The sequence below is a fragment of the Pseudoxanthomonas sp. PXM01 genome (assembly GCF_014851815.1).
Lineage (GTDB): Bacteria > Pseudomonadota > Gammaproteobacteria > Xanthomonadales > Xanthomonadaceae > Pseudoxanthomonas_A.
The window spans coordinates 620,778-638,040 of sequence record NZ_JACVAJ010000001.1 but is presented as its reverse complement, the minus strand read 5'-3'; the positions used below and the strand labels follow the sequence as shown (position 1 = coordinate 638,040).

Here is a 17,263-nt window from a genome sequence, read left to right as displayed (position 1 = left end):
ACGGGCACGGAGGGAATCGACACGGCTGCCGGATCCGGCCGCCGGCGGCACCGGGCGGACGGGACGTCGCCTACACCCAGGGCGACAGCGCAATGCTCAGCTGGGCCTGGAAGCCTTTGCTCGACGCCACCGGGACCGCGAACAGCGTAGGCGCGGTCTGCGCCACGCCGACGGCCTTCTTGCCCATGCGGGCGACTTCGGCCGCGTTCTTGGGCCCTGTCGCCCAGTGTTCGTCGGCCCAGACATAGCGCAGCGCCCAGGTACCGTCGTCGTTGCGCTTGGCGAACAGCACCAGGGTGTCGCGGAACAGGAACTCGCCGGGGATGTGCTGCTTGAGGAACAGCGCACCGTCCACTTCGTAACCGGCGGTCGATACGGCCAGGTCGATCGAGAACGACACTTCGCTGCCGGCGGTGATCTTCGAACTGTCCAGGTAGACCGAGAACAGCGTGGGTGCGCGGGCGTTGCGGATCAGGTTGCCGTCCTGGTCGAACAGCTCCGCGTACTCGCGCCGCACGGCGCTCTCGTGCGCCTTGGTGCGCGAGGTCAGGTCGTAGGTGTAGGCGCCGCGCGGCGCCACCGTGGTCTCGATGTAGTACGAGGAGGCGATCTTCTTGCCGCGCTTGCGCGCCTGTTCGATCTCCGGCGGGAACGGCAGCGCGGTGATGTCCAGCCGCGCGGTGGCGCTGAGGTCGCCGAACAGGAAGCGCGACAGGTTCTGGTAGCCCTCTTCGGAATTGACGATGCCGAAGAAGCCGCTGTGGCTGCGGTTGACGAAGGCGCGCGGACTGTTGGCGACGTAGGCGTTCTCGATCCGCACCAGACCGTCGCTCATCTGCCCGGCGGCCATCGCGGACAGCCCGTGGGCGACGGCGTAGTCGCGGCTGTTGGTGCCGACCAGGCTGAAGAAGCGCTCCGGCGGGAAGCCGGAATCGCCGAGCGTGTTGACCTTGTCCTTGGGCACCTTGAGGTACTTGGCCATCACCCCGCGGTTGAAGTTGTTCATGTCGTTGATCGACAGCAGGCTGGGCACGTTGATGCCGCCGACCTCGATGCCGTTGTGCGGGGTGGCGTAGGTGAACACCTTGTCCACCAGTCCGCGCACCTCGGCGGTGGCGACGTCGGGGTTCTGCAGCAGGCAGCGGCAGATCAGGCCGCCCATCGAGTGCGCGACGAGGTAGACGCGGAACGCCTTGCGGTCGGCCTCGTTGTTGCCGCAGATGCGTTCGCGCAGGTCGACGATGCGCGCGGCCAGCGCCTTGGCGGCCTCGGGGATCGACAGCGCCTTGCCGTCGCCGAACGCAGGATCGGCCGCGTCGTAGTAACGATGGATCACGATGCTGCGCGGCGACAGCTTGCCGGCGTTCTCGGCACCGGCGGCATAGGTGTCGCGGTAGTCGTAATCCTTCATCAACCGCACCAGCGGCGACTCGAACACGAACTTCACGATGCGCCCGTCCTGCGCCTGGCGGATCTTGGTCGAACCGGCCTCGAAGCCCATGTAGGGCGTGGAGGTGGTCTGGATCACCTCGTCGCGGGTCATCGCATAGCCGCGCACATAGATGATCGGATAGAACGGCCGCTGGATCCTGGCCATGGGCTTCCCTCCCTTCGTGTCATCGCATGATTATCAGAGGTTCACGACAAAGCCGGCGTCCGAAGGACACAGGCCGTGCATGCGTCCACCGGTCCGCAGCGGTTAGGATGAAGCTCCGATCCATGCGATGTCCAATCGAGGTGGCATGAACAGGCGACATTTCCTTGGCAGTGCGGCACTGATGGCCGCTGCGTCCACCGTACCGTTCGCGCTCGGCTCCACGGCGTCGGCGGCGACCCCGCGATCGCGCCTGTTGCCGCCGGCGCTGAATCCCGGCGACACGGTCGCGCTGGTGAGTCCGTCGGGCGCCACCGACGAGCCGTTCGACCTGCAGCTCGCGCAGGAAGCGATGGAAGCGATGGGCCTGAAGGTCAAGGTGGCGCCGCACCTGGCATCCCGCTACGGACACCTTGCCGGCACCGACGCGCAACGGGCCGGGGATCTCAACGCGATGTTCGCCGACCGCGAGGTGAAGGCGATCGTCTGCGCTCGCGGCGGTTCCGGTGCCGCGCGCCTGCTTCCGCTGCTCGACTACGCGGCGATCCGTCGCAACCCGAAGATCCTGCTCGGCTACTCCGACATCACCGCGCTGCACAACGCGCTGCTGTCCCAGGCCGGGCTGGTCAGCTTCCACGGTCCCATCGGCATCGGCAGCTGGAATACGTTCAATGCCGACCAGTTCCGCCGCGTATTCTTCCAGCGCGAACGGATGCAGTACGCGAACAGCGCCGACAAGGGCGACGAACTCGTGCAGCGACGCAACCGCACCGTCACCATCACCGGCGGCAAGGCGCAGGGCGAACTGGTGGGCGGCAACCTGACCGTGCTCACGGCGCTCGCCGGCTCGCCGTACCTGCCGGACTTCAGCGGCAAGATCCTGTTCCTCGAAGACGTATCCGAGGCGCCGTACCGCATCGACCGCATGCTCAGCACGCTGCGGCTGATGGGCGCGCTGGACAAGGTGAAGGGCATCATCTTCGGCGAATGCACCGACTGCGATCCCGGCGGCGGCTACGGCTCGCTGACGCTGCCGCAGATCTTCGACGACTACTTCACGCCGTTGAAGGTGCCGGTCTATCGCGGCGCGATGATCGGCCACATCCGCCAGCAGTTCATCGTCCCGGTCGGCGGCAAGGTCGAGATGGATGCGGATGCGGGCACGTTCCGGATGCTGGAGCCGGTGTTCGCCAGCTGACGCCGGTCGGTCCCGGCTTGTGTCCCGGGCTGGGCAGTGTGACTATCGGGATGCAGGGGGTCCTCGAGGCGATCGGCATCACGGCGGGCCGCACCCACGGTGTGCGGTCGTGCGCTGAGCGTTCGCTTCGCATGCAGGGAATCCCGCCATGCCGTCATCGCCTCCCGTCGTGTCGATCGCGGCCTGCGCCGACACGATCGGCGCGCGTGTCGCCGGCCACCTCGACCACCTGTGGCGGCTGGCCATGCAACCGCAGGGCGGGGTGGCCGATGCGGACTGGTTCCGCCTGATCTCGGGTGAACCCCATCCCCTTGGCAATCTCGCGATCCTCGCCTGGGACGACCACGACGAAGCCGCCATCGCCGCGGTCACGCCGTTGCTGTCCATCGCGCAACCGTCCGCGGTCATCTGCCTGCATGGCGCCAGCGAGCACCTCGCCGGTGTGCTGGCCGCCCGCGGCTTCCAGGACGTGGGTGCCGTGCCGCTGTTCGTGAGGATGCCGGGTGGCTGATACCACGCGATGTCGTGTCAGTACAGCGTCAGCGGAATGCCGCGCGACGTGCGGTCGATGTAATCGGCGCGCACATCGCGGCAGTAAGGACCGGACATGACGAAGCGACGGCAGGTCTCCGGCCGTGTCTCGTAGATGGAGCAGCACATGCGTGCCGCGTCGATGGCCACGCACCAGCCTTCCTCGTCGCGGGCCATCACGTGCAGACCGGCATCGGTATGCGTGGTCAGGTGCGAGGGAATGCGGTCTTCGGGCTGCAGCACCACGGTCAGCCGGCAGCACACGGCATCGCAGCGTTCGCACAGCGGGACGGCGACGGCGTTCACGCGACCGTTCCGCAGCACAGCGGCCGGGATGGCGGCACAGGAATGTCGTGGAAGGGGCGGGACCGACGAGCCGGCATGGAGCGCTCCTGGCGAGGCGCCCCGGGAGGGACGCGTGGAGAACAGCGCAGCGGGCGACAGGAGAGCGGTCGGACGGGACGCAGGACGGTGAAGCGGGGCCATCCTACGTGATCGGGCGCACGAACGCGGCCCGAACTGAACGGCCCGGTCAGGCAGCGCGTATCGGTGCGCGGGAAGTACCTGCGATCAGGCGGGTCGCCACTGGCCGCTGCGACCGCGTACGAAGCGCGCCCGCTGGCCGGCATGGTAGAAGCTCGCGCGGTAGCAGCCGCTGTCGTCGCCGGTGCCGCGTTCGCACAGCACGGTGACCTTGCCGGTGTCCATCAGGCGACGGAAGTCGGTCACGTCCAGCGACAGGGCTCGCGCGACCAGCGCGCCTTCGATGTCGAGGACTGGAGTGGACATACGGTGCTCCGGGGAGGACGGCGGAGAGGATGCGGCGTCCGTCGCTGCCATGCCTTGACCTGGGTCATGCCGGCACCGCCCTACATCAGCAGGCAATCGATCCCGTCCAGCGCGATGTGGATCAGCAGGCCGATACCGAACCAGCGGGTCTTCCTCGGCAGCGCGAGTCCGGCGTAGACCACGACCGCCGGCCACGTGTGCAATGGATGGAAACCGATGCTGCAGCGTCCGGGCGCGTAGATGGGATCGGCGAGCAGGTGGTCGAGATCGATCACCCATGCCGCCAGCATCCACAGCGCCGCCCGCTTCCAGTCCTTCGGCCAGCACAGCCGCGCCACCACGAGCGGCACGATGACGTGCAGCAGCAGGTGGAGCGGGGCGCGGATCTCGAAATCGGGCACGACGGATTCAGGGGTGCGTGGCCAGCCAGCGGTCGAGCTGGTTGGCGAAGGCCTGGCGGTCGCGCGCGTTGAACGCGGCCGGGCCGCCGGTCTGCACGCCTGCGCCGCGCAGTTCGTCCATGAAGTTCCGCATCGACAGGCGCTCGGCGATGTTGTCGGGGGTGAACCGGTCGCCGCGCGGATTGATCGCCTGCGCGCCCTTGGCCAGCACGCGCGCCGCCAGCGGGATGTCCTGGGTGACCACCAGGTCGCCGGCCTGCGCGCGTTCGACGATGGCGTCGTCGGCCACGTCGTAGCCACCCTGGACCTGCAGGGCGCGGATGAAGCGTGAGGGAGGGGTGCGCAGCCACTGGTTGGCGACCAGCGTGACCTGCACCCGGGCGCGCTCGGCGGCGCGGAACAGGATGTCCTTCACCGGCGCGGGGCAGGCATCGGCATCCACCCAGACCTGGGTGGCGGGGGCCCCACCGTCTGTCATTCCGGTGCGGTGTCGGACTCGGATTCCGGTGCCTCGGGGGCACCGTCGGCGCGGCCGGCGTCGCGTTCGGCACGCTTCCTGGCGTCCTTCTCGTCCTTCTTCTTCTTCTTGGCCAGCTCGCGCTGGCGCTTCTCGAACGAATAATTGGGTTTGGCCATGCTGGGGGGTCCTGTAATGAGGGGTGGGCGCCGGAAAAGGCCGGGCGCCAAGGCCTACACGATAGCCGGCTTCCACGCGGGTGTCCTGCGGCACGTCGCCCATGAGCGGCTTTCCGGGTGTGTCCGGGTGCTGCCGACCCTGCGTGACGCCGGCTGCTGGGGCCTTTCGGCGCGGTGGGCGACGCTCGTGGACGGTGCGGGCGCTGCGCTACCATCGCGGGCGTCGGGCGTCCCGGGGAAAGGGCGTCCATGGCGTCTTCCACGGGGTGATCGATGCGGCGGATTCTTTGCCTGGTAATGGTGGCGTTGCTGCTGGCCGGCTGTTCGAAGAAGGTAAGGGAAATGCCGCCGCCTCCGCCGGACGATGTACCGGCGTTGCCGCCACCCCCTCCGCCGCCACCACCACCTCCGCCGCCGCCGACCGGTACGCCGCCGCCGACCCCGCGAGTAACGCCGCCGCCCAAGGCGGACTTCGTCAACGTCGATGTGTTCTACGCCACCAACCGCATGCCTGCGACCGCCTTCGCGACCGCCGCGCCGGGCGACCGCTTCACCGCCGGTGTCGCGCGCGAGCTGACCTACGGCACCGCGCGCATCAGCATTCCCAAGGTGCACGTGGCGGGCGAACTGGAATCCCCGCGCTGGTACCTGCTGGAGTTCAAGGAAGATCCGAAGCAGCACGTCATCCTGCAGGACGTGGCGCGGCTGGACCGGGCACCGTTCTTCGCCCGCCTGCGGGGACGCGTGGACGAGTCGCGCGGCAGCAATGCCTTCGTGTTCGTGCACGGCTACAACGTCGGCTTCCGCGACGCGGCGCGGCGCACCGCGCAGCTGGCGTACGACCTGCGTTTCGATGGTGCGCCGGTGTTCTACAGCTGGCCGTCGCAGGCGGCGCTGGCAGGCTACTTCACCGACGAGCAGAGCATCGCGCGCTCGGTGCCGCTGATCGAAGGGTTCCTGGCCGACATGGCGGACCGCTCCGGCGCGCAGAACCTGTACGTCATCGGCCACAGCATGGGCACGCGTGGCGTCACCCAGGCCATCCGCAACCTGGTGACGAAGCGGCCCGAACTGCGCGGGCGCTTCCGCGGCATCATCCTGGCGGCGCCTGACATCGACGCCAAGGTATTCCGCACCGAGCTGGCGCCGGCGCTGAGTGCGGCCAGTGGCCGGGTGACGCTGTACGCCTCGTCCGAAGACATGGCGCTGAAGGCGTCCAAGCAGGTGAACCGCGGGCCGCGGGCCGGCGACACCAGCGAGGGCGTGGTGCTGGTCGGCGGCGTCGACACCATCGACGTATCCGGCGTTGACCAGAGCATGCTGGCCCATTCCTATTTCATGGAGTCGGACAAGGTGATGGGCGACATCCGCGAGATGTTCCGCGCCAACCAGCCCGCCGCGCAGCGCAAACCGCTGCAGTCGGTGAAGCTGGGCACCGGCATGTTCTGGAAGATCCTGCCGCCGCCGTGATGCCGGAAGCCCGGCGTCACCGCAGCGGCTTGCGCGCCACGGCCACCACGAATTCCCCCGGCATGCGATAGCCCGTGCCGCAGCGCCAGGGCGCGATCGCGCGCAGGTAGCGTGCCTGCACGCGCCGGCGCGTGGGCGCGTCGAAGCGCGACCAGGCCATCGCCACGGGACCACCGACGAAGGCGGCATCGCAGGCTTCCTCGCCGCTGGCGTAGCTCAGCACGGCGTCGACGCGCTGCTCCTGCACGTCGACGAAACCCGTACGTGCGCACAGGTCATCCAGCATGCCGGCGTGGCCGAGCTGGAAGAACATCGGACAGACCTCGCTGGCGACTTCCTCGTCGACGATCGGGAAGATCGACGACCAGCCGCAACGGGCACGCTGGCCCCACACGGCGATCGCCACACGGCCGCCGGGACGCAGCAGCCGGTGGATTTCGCGCATCGCCTGCCCGGGATCGGGCATGTACATCAGTCCGAGCGCGCAATACGCCACATCGAAGCTGCCGGCTGGCGCGTCGAGTTGCTCGCCGTCCATGCGGGCAAACGTGGCGTTGGCCACGTCCTGCTCCCATGCACGTTGCGTGGCCTGTTCCACCATGCGCTCGGAGATGTCGGTGCCGAGCACGCGGCCGGTGGGACCGACCTTGCGCGCGGCCGCCAGGGCGATCACGCCGGTGCCGCACGCCACGTCGAGCACGGCCTCGCCGCGCGCCGGCGCGGCAAGGTCCAGCAGGCGGCGATGCGCCTCCGAAAGCGAGGCTTCCCACAACACCTCATAGCGGCTCGCGGCCAGGTCCCAGCCGTAACGCTGGATGCGCCGCTGCAGTTTCGCCTGCATGTTCACCGGCGCGTGACCACGATTTCCAGGTATTCGCTGGGCACGACCAGGCCATCGCCACTTCCCGTGCGCATGCGCTCCATCAGCGCGATCAGGTCGTTTTCCAGTTCCGCAGCGCGCTCTGGCGGCAGCGCGAGGAAGGCTTTCTGCACCGGGCCGTACCAGGTGCGGAACACATCGACCATATGCGCGGCCGAGCGGTAGCGGAAGTTGAACAGGCGTGGCGTGGCCGAGATGGCGCTGACGCGGTCGCCGAACAGCGCATGCAGGTGCGCATGCGTGCCCCACAGCGAAGGCGGCTGCACGCCGGCCGGCGGCGGCAGGTGACGGCCGAGCACCTTGAACATCTGGCCGATGAAGCCGTCCGGCGTCCAGTTGGCCAGGCCGATGCGGCCACCGGGACGGCAGACGCGCAGCAGTTCGTTTGCGGCCTGCGCATGGTCGGGGGTGAACATCACGCCGAACGTGGACAGCACCACGTCAAACTGGTCGTCCGCGAAGGGCAGCGCTTCGGCATCCGCCGGCAGGAACTCGACCTGCAACTGCTCCGCGTCGGCGCGGGCACGGCCCAGGTCGAGCAGGGCGGGCACGTAGTCGGTGGAGACCACGTGCCCGCCGCGGCGGGCGGCTGCCAGCGTGGCGTTGCCGTTGCCGGCAGCGACGTCGAGGACGCGTTCGTCCCAGCGCAGGTCGACAGCCTCGGCCAATTGCTCGCCGACGATCTGCAAAGTGGTGCCGACCACGGCGTAGTTACCGCTGGACCAGGCGGCCTGCTGGCGCTGCTTGATCGAGGCCAGGTCGGGGGAAGCGGGGAGGGAAGCGGGAACAGCGTTCATCAGGGGCACTCCGGTTGGGGAGGCGCAGATTGCCGTCCGCTCGCTGCGGCGTCCTGACGCCGCGTCTGCCTGAACTGGCCGCGCGTCCTTGGCCGATTCCGGACATTCCCGGCGGCCTGGATTCCTTGCCGTGCGTCCGACGGCTGGCCTCGGCAGGCGGCGGGTGGCGTTATCGGGAGCAGAATCCGCCTCTGTACCGCAGACCGTGAATCAACCTCCCGCCATGAACACGCACCACGACATCAACGCGGCCCTGCAGCGCGCCGTTGCCGTCTTCACCCGCCGACCCGACAAGGGCCTGCACGACGATGTCAGCGCCCGCGCGTGCTGGAAGGGCGGCATGTGCGTCACCGCTACGCACGCGTCGGGCCTGCAGATCGGTACCGACATGCCGGCCGAACTCGGCGGCGGCGGCGAACTCCCATCGCCGGGTTGGTATTTCCGCGCGGGCATCGCCGCCTGCGCAACGACCGCGATCGCGATGGTGGCCGCCGAGCAGGACATCGTCCTCGATCGGCTCGACGTCGAGGTCGGCAGTCGCACCGACACGCGCGGATTGCTGGGCATGCGCGATGTCGAAGGTGGCGCCGTACAGGCAGGGCCGGTGTCGGTGCAGGTGCAGGTCAACGTGGCCGCGGCCGGCGTGCCGTCCGGTCGCCTGCATGCGCTGGTGCAAGAAGCCCTGCGCCGTTCGCCGATGCAGGGTGCGATCGCCGGCCAGCCGACGATGACGGTGGCCGTCAGTGTCGACGAAGCAGGGACGGCCTGAGATGGACGCGCTGTCGGAGATCCTGCGTGTGGTGCAGATGTCCGGGGCGTTCTTCGTCAACGCGCGCTTCAGCGCGCCCTGGTGCTACCAGTCGCCGAAGGCGGCGCTGGCCGCGCCGTGGCTGGATCCGTCAGCCGAACAGGTCGTGATCTTCCATCTGATCACCGAAGGCGAATGCCTGATCGAAATGGAAGGCGCCGCGCCGGTCGCGGTACGCGCAGGCGATGTGGTGATGTTTCCGAACGGCTGCGCGCACCGCATGGCGTCCGCACCGGGCCTGCCCCCGCCGCGCACCGCCGCCAACCTGAAGAAGCTGTTCTCCAGCCGGCCACGAAAGCTGGCCTACGGCGGCGGTGGCGCCCCGACCCGCATCGTCTGCGGCTACCTGGCCTGCGATACGCGACTCGCGCGCCTGTTGCTGGATGGCTTGCCACCGGTCGTGCGCGTGAACCTGCGCGACACGCATGCCGGTCCTTGGCTGGAGTCGTCGGTGCGCTATGCGTTGGCCGAATCGACGTCGCCTCGGCCGGGCGGCAACGGCCTGCTCGCGAAGCTGGCCGAACTGCTGTTCATCGAGATGCTGCGCCAGCACGTCCAGCAGAGCGAGGGCCATGCCGGCTGGCTGGCCGGACTGGGCGACCGCGTCGTCGGTGGCGCACTCAATGCGATGCACGCGCGTCCTGCGCACGACTGGACGCTGGCGGACCTCGCACGCGCGGCAGGTACGTCGCGCTCGGTGCTCGCCGAACGCTTCCAGCAGCTGGTCGGCACCTCGCCCATGCAGTACCTCACGCAGTGGCGGATGGTGATGGCGGCCAACCTGCTTCGTCGCAGCAATGCCCCGCTGTCGCGTGTGGCCGAAGAAGTCGGCTACCAGAACGACACCTCGTTCAGTCGCGCGTTCCGGCGCGAATACGGCCAGCCGCCCGCGGCATGGCGACGCAGCCTGGCCGATACGGGACAGGCCGCGCACGCCTAGAGGCGGGTCTATGGCCGCTTCTTGTAGGTGATCTCCATCATCTTGACCTCCTTGCCGTCCGGGCCGGGACCGTACATCTCGAACACCTCGGTGCTCTTGTCGGTCCAGCGGCTGGTCATGCGGCTGGTCTGCGGCTTCTTCGTCACCGGATCGTGGTGCGCGCCGGTGTAGGTACAGGCCAGCTGCGCGTCGCAGGTGCCCTCGCTGAGCATGACGCCGGTGCTCATGCTGTCGTTCCAGGTCGCCCAGTACTTGCCGGTGACGTTGTCGAAGCCGTGCAGGCCCTGGCCGGTGAATGGCTGGCCCATCATCGACGAGGTCACTTCCTCCACCAGCACGCGGTTGCCCAGGATCATGCGACGCGTCGCCGTGCCGGGATCGCTGCTCGGCGGCGCACCGGGTGCATACCAGCTCTTCACCGTCAGATCGTAGTTGCCCGCCATCGCGGCCAGCTTGCCGTGTTCGATGCCGGGCGTACCGGCCTTCTGGTAGGCCTCCATCTGCGCCTGCATCTCGGGCGTCATCGCCGGGGCTTTCTTGTCCTGTGCGCAAGCGGCCGAGGCCGCCAGCAGTCCTACCGAAACAACAACGGACAACAGGGTCGTGCGGTGCATGGAACGCCTCCTTCCCAGGGTGTCGGTGGCGACGTTGTGCGCCCGTCCGCGCTCAGGTGGCGTGAAGGCGGCCTCTACGCGGTCAGCGGCGCACGGCCACCACGCCATCCAGCGCCCGTTGCGCCTTGAAACCGGCCTTCTCCAGACGTTTGGCTACCTCGCCGGGCACGTCGCGTCCGGTGGTCAGCTTGTTGGGGCTGCCGGTGTAGTGGAACAGGGTGCCGCCCCGGCGGAGGACGCGTGCGAGCTGGTCGTAGAACGCCTGCGAGTACAGCTCGCCGGCGATGCCGAAGCGCGGCGGGTCGTGCAGCAGCGCGTCGACGGATGCCGTCGGTATCCCTGCGATCGCCTGCGACACGTCGGCATGGATGAGCTGCAGCCGGCCGCCGGCGTCGGCGCTGTCCGGATCCGGCGACCAGGGATTCACCGTGCGTAGCCACAGCACGTCGGCGTTCTTCTCGAACGACACGATGCGGGCGGCACCGGCATCGAGACAGCAGGCGGCGAAGTAGCCCAGCCCGCCGCAGGTATCCAGCACGGTCTTGCCGCGCGGCTCGACCAGCGCGACCTTGCGCTTCGCGTCGTCGAGCGGGGATTCCTTCGAGGTCGGCAGCATCTTGATGCCGTCGATCTCGAAGGTGGGTACGCCCCATTCGGTCGGCACCAGCTTGATCAGCGAACCCTGGTAGCGCGATACCGGTTCGAAGTCCTCGCCGTCCCACCAGTACAGCGTGCGGTCCTTGAGCTTGCCGGGATACGGATAGGCGACGCCGCCCCAGTCCCAGCGGTCGGCTTCCAGGCGTGCGTCGCCCTGCGAACGGCCGAGATCGAGCGAGCCCGTCCAGCGTTCCTCCCCGCGCTCGCGGGCGGCGAGCAGGGCAGTGGCGGTATCGCGGGTGAGCAGGGGACCGGTGTAGCGGGGCATCGGGCGTTCGTGCAGGGAATGTCCCGGCATTTTCGCCGCGTTGGTGCGCAGAAGACAGTCCAGTGGGCGCTGTGGACCCCACTGGTATAGTGCGGACCCCTTGTTCTGCTGCCGCGATTGCCATGACCACGTTCGACCGCTTCCATCCCATCGGCACCCCGGGCCAGCCCTGGAGCGCGGCGGAAAAGGCGCAGTGGCGCGCGCAGCAGCGCGTGCGCCGCCGGTACGTGGACGATGTCGTCGTCGCGATCGACGCGCTGCGTGAGCGTTTCGACGTACAACCATACGGCACCCTCGATTACGGCCCCGGCGAGACCTATCCGCTGTTCGCCGTGCGCAGTCGCGGCTGGGACGAGGCGCTGCCCACGATGCTGGTGACCGGCGGTGTGCACGGCTACGAGACCAGCGGCGTGCACGGCGCCCTGCAGTTCCTCGAACAACGCGCCGGCGACTACGCGGGCAAGGCCAATCTGCTGGTCGCGCCGTGCGTCAGCCCGTGGGGTTATGAACGCATCCACCGCTGGAACGCCGATGCGCTGGACCCGAACCGCTCGTTCCGTGCCGACAGCCCCGCACAGGAATCCGCGGCGTTGATCGCGCTGGTCGCGCCGCTGAAGGACCGTGTGCTGATGCACATCGACCTGCACGAGACCACCGACAGCGACGAGAGCGAGTTCCGTCCCGCGCTGGCGGCGCGCGACGGCAAGCCGTACGAGCCCGGCGAGATTCCGGACGGCTTCTACCTGGTGGACGACAGCGAGCGTCGGCAGCCGGATTTCCAGCGGGCGGTGATCGCCGCCGTCGCTGCGGTGACGCATATCGCGCCGGCCGATGCGCAGGGGGAGATCATCGGTTCGCCGGTCGTCGCCGAAGGCGTGATCGAGTACCCGGTGACGTCGCTGGGTCTGTGCACCGGCATCACCGAGGCGCGCTACACCACCATCACCGAGGTCTACCCGGACAGTCCCAAGGCCACCCCGCAGCAGTGCAACGACGCACAGGTGGCGGCGGTGGTGGCGGCGATCGACTACGCGCTGGCGCACGGTTGAAGCGGGGCCGCATCGGCCCCATTCCTGTTCGTGAGTAACCCGTTGCCGGCGGCGGCGTAAGCTGTCCCGGCAACCGCGATCCGCGAGGAGACCACCATGGCAACCGGATGGGCCGGCGATGGCGCCGTGCAGGACCAGATCGATGCGACCGTCAAGGACGGCATCGAGCGCGCACGCCGCGCGTTGCCCAAGGGGCCAAGCCTGACGCACTGCGAGGAATGCGATAAACCGATTCCGGTGGCGCGCCGGAAGGCCGTGCCGGGCGTGCGCCTGTGCGTGGACTGCCAGGAAGCGGCCGACCAGGAAGAGCAGGGCGCCGGCCTGTACAACCGGCGCGGCAGCAAGGACAGCCAGCTGCGCTGATCCGCGTGCTGCGGATGCCTTCACATCCGTTTCCGTCCTGGCTGCACACGATGGCTGCCCCTCCGTCCCCGCAGGCACGCCATGGCTCGCCCCATCTGGACCGGCACGCTGTCGTTCGGCCTCCTCAACGTCCCCGTCTCGCTGATGTCCGGCGAGCGCAAGGTGGACATCAGCTTCCGCATGCTCGACTCCCGCGACAGGAAGCCCATCCGCTTCGAGCGCGTCAACGCCGACACCGGCGAGGAAGTGCCATGGAAGGACATCGTCAAGGCCTTCGAGTACGACAAGGGCAGCTACGTGGTCGTCGAGAAGGAGGACATCGCCTCGGCCGCGCCGCAGACTCATGAATCGGTGGACGTGGAGGCGTTCGTCGACCGCGATGCGATCGGCCTGCGCTTCTTCGAGAAGCCTTACATCCTGGTGCCGGGCAAGAAGGCGGAGAAGGGCTACGTGCTGTTGCGCGACACGCTGGAACGCACCGGCAAGGTGGGCGTGGCGCGGGTGGTGATCCGCACGCGCGAGTACCTGTGCGCGGTGGTGCCGGAGGGCGATGCGCTGGTGCTGATGATGCTGCGCTATCCGCAGGAACTGGTGGACCCGGAGGAGTACAAGCTGCCTGGCGGCAAGGCGAGCGACTACCGCATCACCGCCAAGGAGCGCGAGATGGCCGAGACGCTGATCGGCTCGATGTCGGCGACGTGGAAGCCCGACGATTACCAGGACGAGTTCCGCAAGCGCCTGGAGGCGATCATCAAGAAGCGCATCAAGGCCCGGGGCGCCACCACGAAGATCGTGGACGAAGAGGCGGCCGAGCGCGAGGACACCGCCACCAACGTGGTGGACTTCATGGCGCTGCTGCAGAAGAGCCTGGACAGCAAGAAGCGTACGCCGGCCAAGAAGGCGGCGGCGAAGAAAGCGCCCGCCAGGAAGGCAGCAAAGAAGGCCGCCAAGACCGCGAAGAAGGCGCCCGCCAAGCGCGCACGCAAGGCGGCCTCGCGCTGATCCATGGCGGGCGGGCGCCGCATCGTGCCGGTGGACGGCGTCGGCACCGGGGCCAGCGGACGCGCATGCCTGTACGTGCTGCCCTGCGCCTACGAAGACCACGCCAAGCTGGGCATCGCCACCGATCCCCTGGCGCGCATGCGGGCGTTCTCGCCGCGCTGGTACGAATTCTTCGACCTCGACCGCGGTTGGCTGGCCGAGGCCGGCAGCGTGCGCGAGGCGCGCAGTTGGGAAACCCGCTGGAAGCGCGTGCTGCGCGAGCATCTCGCGCCGCCGCCGTTGCAGGTGCCGGCGAAGGCGGCCGGGCATACCGAATGGTTCCGTGGCGCGCTGACGGTGCTGGAGGGTGTACGCGATGACCTGGTCCTGCAAGGGTTCGTCGTGCACGCGCCGCTGCGCGATTGGGTCGCGCAACGCCTTCGGGCCGGGCGCGACGGGCTGGACGCCGGTGAACAGGCGGCGATCGCGCGCTATGGCACGCCCGAGGCGTGGCCCTCCGCCACGGCGTGGCTGCCGCTGGCCGCCTTGCGGGATGCACTGGACGCTTATGCGGTGGTCGGGGTGCCGCTGGACGATGCCGTATCTCCGGCGCTGCAGGCCTGGTTGATGCGCAATACGCTGGCGCCGCGCTGAAGGACGTGTCCGTTCTTGCACGTGCCGTTGACGGCGCGCGCGGCATAACAGGCGTAGTCGAGGATGCCGATGAGCCTGCAGGAATACCGCCGCAAGCGTCGTTTCGACCGCACGCCGGAACCGGCGTCGGATGGGCGCCGCGTGCGCGGCAAACGACCCATCTTCGTGGTCCAGCTGCATCACGCCAGCCACCGCCACTACGATTTCCGCCTGCAGGTCGGCGACACGCTGAAGAGCTGGGCCGTGCCCAAGGGCCCCAGTTTCGACCCGGACGTGAAGCGGCTGGCTGCCGAGGTCGAGGACCACCCGATCGACTATGCCGACTTCGAGGGCGACATTCCGAAGGGGCAGTACGGCGGTGGCCACGTCGCTACCTTCGACCGTGGCCTGTGGACGACCGACGGCGATGCCGAAGCGCAACTCGCCAAGGGCCATCTGCGCTTCCGCATGTTCGGCGACAAGCTCAAGGGCGGCTGGCATCTGGTCCGGACGCACAGGCAGGCGCGCCAACCGCAGTGGCTGCTGTTCAAGGAGCGCGACGATTTCGCCGGCACGCAGGAGGCCGACGACCTGCTGCAGGACGTGACGCCCGTGGGCGGGAAGTCCGCGCCACCGTTGCGCAAGGTACGCCAGCGTGCCGTCGTCGCCTCGCCCGGGACCGAGCGTTGGGCGCGGCGTGCGGCGCGGCTGGATGGCGCGCGCGCGACCCGCCACCGTCCCGGCTTCCGCACGCCGCAGCTCGCGAAACTGCAGGAACACGTTCCCCAGGGCGATACATGGCTGCATGAGGCCAAGTGGGACGGGTATCGACTGATCGCCCAGATCGCGAAGGGCAGGGCCAGGCTGTGGTCGCGCAATGAGATCGAATGGACCGCGAAGGCGCCCGAGATCGTCGCGGCCCTCGAAGCGCTCGCCTTGGATGATGCGGTGCTCGATGGCGAACTGGTGGCAGGGGGCGGACGGCAGGAGGACTTCGGCCTGCTGCAGGCCACCCTGTCCGGCGAGAAGCAGGCGGCGCTGTCGTACGTGCTGTTCGACATCCTGCAGGTCGATGGCGTGGACCTGGCCCGCAGCCCGCAGTACCAGCGCAAGGCGCTGCTGGCCGAAATCCTGAAGTCGCCGCCCGACCGGCTGGTGTACAGCTCGCATATCGTCGGGCGCGGCGACGAAGCGCTGGCGCTGGCACTGGAGCGCGGACTGGAGGGCATCATCAGCAAGCGTGCCGATGCGCCGTATCACGCCGGTCGCGGCGATGCCTGGCGTAAGATCAAACAGCGCGCTTCCGACGAATTCGCGGTCGTCGGTTACACCGCGCCGAAGGGCAGCCGCAGCGGCCTGGGTGCGCTGTTGCTGGCGGCGCCAGAGGGTGCACGTGGCTGGCGTTACGCGGGCCGCGTGGGCACCGGTTTCAGCCGCGAGCTGCTGGGGACGCTGGCGGCACAGTTGGCGCCGCGTGCCCGCAGCACCCCCACCGCACGCGTGGAGATCGACGATCCGGAACTGCGCCGTGCCCGATGGGTTGCGCCCACGCTGGTGGCGGAGGTCTTCCACCATGGCCTGGGCAACCAGGGCCTGTTGCGGCAGCCTTCGCTGAAGACGATCCGTCGCGACAAGCGCGCGGCCGACCTGCGCGATCCATTGCCTCCACGGAGCGTATCCGCCATGCCTGACTCACGCCGTGCTTCAAAGGCCCCCGACGGCGTGGAACTGACGCATCCCGAGCGTGTCGTCTTCCCCGACAGCGGCATCACCAAGCAACAGGTCTTCGACTATTACCACGCGATGGCGCGCTGGCTGCTGCCCGAGATCGAAGGCCGCCCCCTGTCCATCGTTCGCTGCCCACAGGGCGCGGGGCGGCCGTGTTTCTTCCAGAAACACCATACGCCGGGCATGGAGCAGATGGACGTGGTGCCGCTGGAGGAAGAGGGCGGCGCACGCGCGGACTATCTGGTGGTGCGCGATGAGACCGGCCTGCTGGAACTCGCGCAGTTCAATGCGCTCGAGTTCCATCCGTGGGGCGCCCGGGCGGAGACGCCCGACCGGGCTGACCGCATCGTCTTCGACCTCGATCCCGGCCCGGACGTGGCATGGGCACGCGTGGTGGACGCGGCACGGCTGGTCCGCAAGCGCCTGCGCGGGCTGGGATTGACGTCTTACGTGCGTACGTCCGGCGGCAAGGGCCTGCACGTGGTGGTGCCGTTGAAGCCCGCATGTCCGTGGACGCAGGCGAAGGATTTCGCACATGCCTTCGCCGAGTCGATGGCGGCCGCCGAGCCGTTGGCGTATGTCGCGACCGCGACGAAGAAGTTCCGCAAGGGTCGCATTTTCATCGACTACCTGCGCAACGGACGCGGTGCGACGAGCGTGGCCTCGTTCTCGCTGCGGGCACGCGACGGTGCCCCGGTGGCGATGCCCCTGCGCTGGGAAGAGCTGGGACGCATCAAGGGAGGCGATGCCTACACGCTGGCCTCCGCGCCGCGCCGCATGGCGCGCATCGGCGAACATCCGTGGGGCGACTACATGCGCGGGAAGCAGGATCTCGCAGCGGTCGCGGCGAGGCTGACCCAGGGCGCGCGCAAACGGGCGAAATCCCGCTGAGGTTTCCTGGCTGCCGCGAACAGGCAGGCCATGCG

The 17,263-nt window shown here is 68.8% G+C and carries 20 protein-coding genes; 10 read left to right on the top strand and 10 right to left on the bottom strand.

Annotated features, from left to right (window positions below):
• Window positions 1-70 precede the first annotated feature (70 nt).
• Window positions 71-1,597, bottom strand: a complete 1,527-nt coding sequence (locus tag IB230_RS02870) for a hypothetical protein (protein ID WP_192268535.1) — start codon at window positions 1,595-1,597, stop codon at window positions 71-73.
• 145 nt (window positions 1,598-1,742) lie between these two features.
• On the opposite strand from IB230_RS02870, the gene IB230_RS02865 reads away from it, so the two are divergent.
• Together IB230_RS02865 and IB230_RS02860 are read left to right on the top strand one after the other, a co-directional pair.
• The gene (locus tag IB230_RS02865) at window positions 1,743-2,792 is read left to right on the top strand and encodes an LD-carboxypeptidase (protein ID WP_192268534.1); all 1,050 of its coding nucleotides are present in this window, start codon (window positions 1,743-1,745) and stop codon (window positions 2,790-2,792) included.
• Window positions 2,793-2,940: 148 nt separating this feature from the next.
• Complete coding sequence (locus IB230_RS02860) at window positions 2,941-3,303, top strand: hypothetical protein (protein ID WP_192268532.1); 363 nt, start codon at window positions 2,941-2,943, stop codon at window positions 3,301-3,303.
• Window positions 3,304-3,320: 17 nt separating this feature from the next.
• On the opposite strand, the gene IB230_RS02855 is transcribed toward IB230_RS02860, so the two are convergent.
• From IB230_RS02855 to IB230_RS02835, 5 genes are all read right to left on the bottom strand, one after another.
• Window positions 3,321-3,659 carry a YkgJ family cysteine cluster protein gene (locus tag IB230_RS02855; protein WP_192271235.1) on the bottom strand — a complete coding sequence of 113 codons (339 nt, stop codon included), beginning with the start codon at window positions 3,657-3,659 and terminating at the stop codon, window positions 3,321-3,323.
• A gap of 234 nt (window positions 3,660-3,893) precedes the next feature.
• Window positions 3,894-4,112 (bottom strand): DUF6522 family protein, encoded by a 219-nt coding sequence (locus IB230_RS02850; RefSeq protein ID WP_192268530.1) that lies wholly within the window; start codon window positions 4,110-4,112, stop codon window positions 3,894-3,896.
• An 80-nt stretch (window positions 4,113-4,192) separates the two neighbouring features.
• Window positions 4,193-4,513 (bottom strand): DUF6122 family protein, encoded by a 321-nt coding sequence (locus tag IB230_RS02845; RefSeq protein WP_192268528.1) that lies wholly within the window; start codon window positions 4,511-4,513, stop codon window positions 4,193-4,195.
• A 7-nt stretch (window positions 4,514-4,520) separates the two neighbouring features.
• Window positions 4,521-4,991, bottom strand: coding sequence for a YaiI/YqxD family protein (locus IB230_RS02840; RefSeq protein ID WP_192268526.1), 471 nt, complete (start codon window positions 4,989-4,991; stop codon window positions 4,521-4,523).
• The gene (locus IB230_RS02835) at window positions 4,988-5,149 is read right to left on the bottom strand and encodes a hypothetical protein (RefSeq protein ID WP_192268524.1); all 162 of its coding nucleotides are present in this window, start codon (window positions 5,147-5,149) and stop codon (window positions 4,988-4,990) included. Before IB230_RS02835 ends, IB230_RS02840 begins: the two co-directional genes overlap by 4 nt.
• A gap of 342 nt (window positions 5,150-5,491) precedes the next feature.
• Between IB230_RS02835 and IB230_RS02830 the strand changes: the two genes are divergently transcribed.
• On the top strand, window positions 5,492-6,619 hold the full coding sequence (locus IB230_RS02830) for an alpha/beta hydrolase (protein ID WP_225589154.1): 1,128 nt from the start codon (window positions 5,492-5,494) through the stop codon (window positions 6,617-6,619).
• 16 nt (window positions 6,620-6,635) lie between these two features.
• Here IB230_RS02830 and IB230_RS02825 read toward each other — a convergent pair whose 3' ends face one another.
• Together IB230_RS02825 and IB230_RS02820 are read right to left on the bottom strand one after the other, a co-directional pair.
• Entirely contained in the window at window positions 6,636-7,460 is an 825-nt protein-coding gene (locus IB230_RS02825; RefSeq protein WP_192268520.1) for a class I SAM-dependent methyltransferase, read from the bottom strand.
• 2 nt (window positions 7,461-7,462) lie between these two features.
• Window positions 7,463-8,296, bottom strand: coding sequence for a class I SAM-dependent methyltransferase (locus tag IB230_RS02820; protein WP_192268518.1), 834 nt, complete (start codon window positions 8,294-8,296; stop codon window positions 7,463-7,465).
• Window positions 8,297-8,519: 223 nt separating this feature from the next.
• On the opposite strand from IB230_RS02820, the gene IB230_RS02815 reads away from it, so the two are divergent.
• The gene (locus IB230_RS02815; RefSeq protein ID WP_192268516.1) at window positions 8,520-9,065 is read left to right on the top strand and encodes an OsmC family protein; all 546 of its coding nucleotides are present in this window, start codon (window positions 8,520-8,522) and stop codon (window positions 9,063-9,065) included.
• 1 nt (window position 9,066) lies between these two features.
• On the top strand, window positions 9,067-10,044 hold the full coding sequence (locus IB230_RS02810; RefSeq protein ID WP_192268514.1) for an AraC family transcriptional regulator: 978 nt from the start codon (window positions 9,067-9,069) through the stop codon (window positions 10,042-10,044).
• 8 nt (window positions 10,045-10,052) lie between these two features.
• On the opposite strand, the gene IB230_RS02805 is transcribed toward IB230_RS02810, so the two are convergent.
• Both IB230_RS02805 and IB230_RS02800 read right to left on the bottom strand, forming a co-directional pair.
• Window positions 10,053-10,658 (bottom strand): DUF1579 domain-containing protein, encoded by a 606-nt coding sequence (locus IB230_RS02805; protein ID WP_192268512.1) that lies wholly within the window; start codon window positions 10,656-10,658, stop codon window positions 10,053-10,055.
• Window positions 10,659-10,740: 82 nt separating this feature from the next.
• Window positions 10,741-11,583: an MnmC family methyltransferase gene (locus tag IB230_RS02800; protein WP_192268510.1), complete on the bottom strand. Its 843-nt coding sequence runs from the start codon at window positions 11,581-11,583 to the stop codon at window positions 10,741-10,743.
• Between the two features lie 122 nt (window positions 11,584-11,705).
• On the opposite strand from IB230_RS02800, the gene IB230_RS02795 reads away from it, so the two are divergent.
• The 5 genes from IB230_RS02795 (at window position 11,706) to ligD (ending at window position 17,228) form a co-directional block, all read left to right on the top strand.
• Complete coding sequence (locus tag IB230_RS02795; protein ID WP_192268509.1) at window positions 11,706-12,632, top strand: M14 family metallocarboxypeptidase; 927 nt, start codon at window positions 11,706-11,708, stop codon at window positions 12,630-12,632.
• Between the two features lie 96 nt (window positions 12,633-12,728).
• Window positions 12,729-12,995: a DksA/TraR family C4-type zinc finger protein gene (locus tag IB230_RS02790; RefSeq protein WP_192268507.1), complete on the top strand. Its 267-nt coding sequence runs from the start codon at window positions 12,729-12,731 to the stop codon at window positions 12,993-12,995.
• A gap of 81 nt (window positions 12,996-13,076) precedes the next feature.
• Window positions 13,077-13,997 carry a Ku protein gene (locus IB230_RS02785; RefSeq protein ID WP_192268505.1) on the top strand — a complete coding sequence of 307 codons (921 nt, stop codon included), beginning with the start codon at window positions 13,077-13,079 and terminating at the stop codon, window positions 13,995-13,997.
• A 3-nt stretch (window positions 13,998-14,000) separates the two neighbouring features.
• Entirely contained in the window at window positions 14,001-14,630 is a 630-nt protein-coding gene (locus IB230_RS02780; protein WP_192268503.1) for a GIY-YIG nuclease family protein, read from the top strand.
• A gap of 69 nt (window positions 14,631-14,699) precedes the next feature.
• A complete protein-coding gene (gene ligD / locus IB230_RS02775) occupies window positions 14,700-17,228 on the top strand; it encodes a DNA ligase D (RefSeq protein ID WP_192268501.1) in 2,529 nt (842 codons plus the stop codon).
• Window positions 17,229-17,263: the final 35 nt, after the last annotated feature.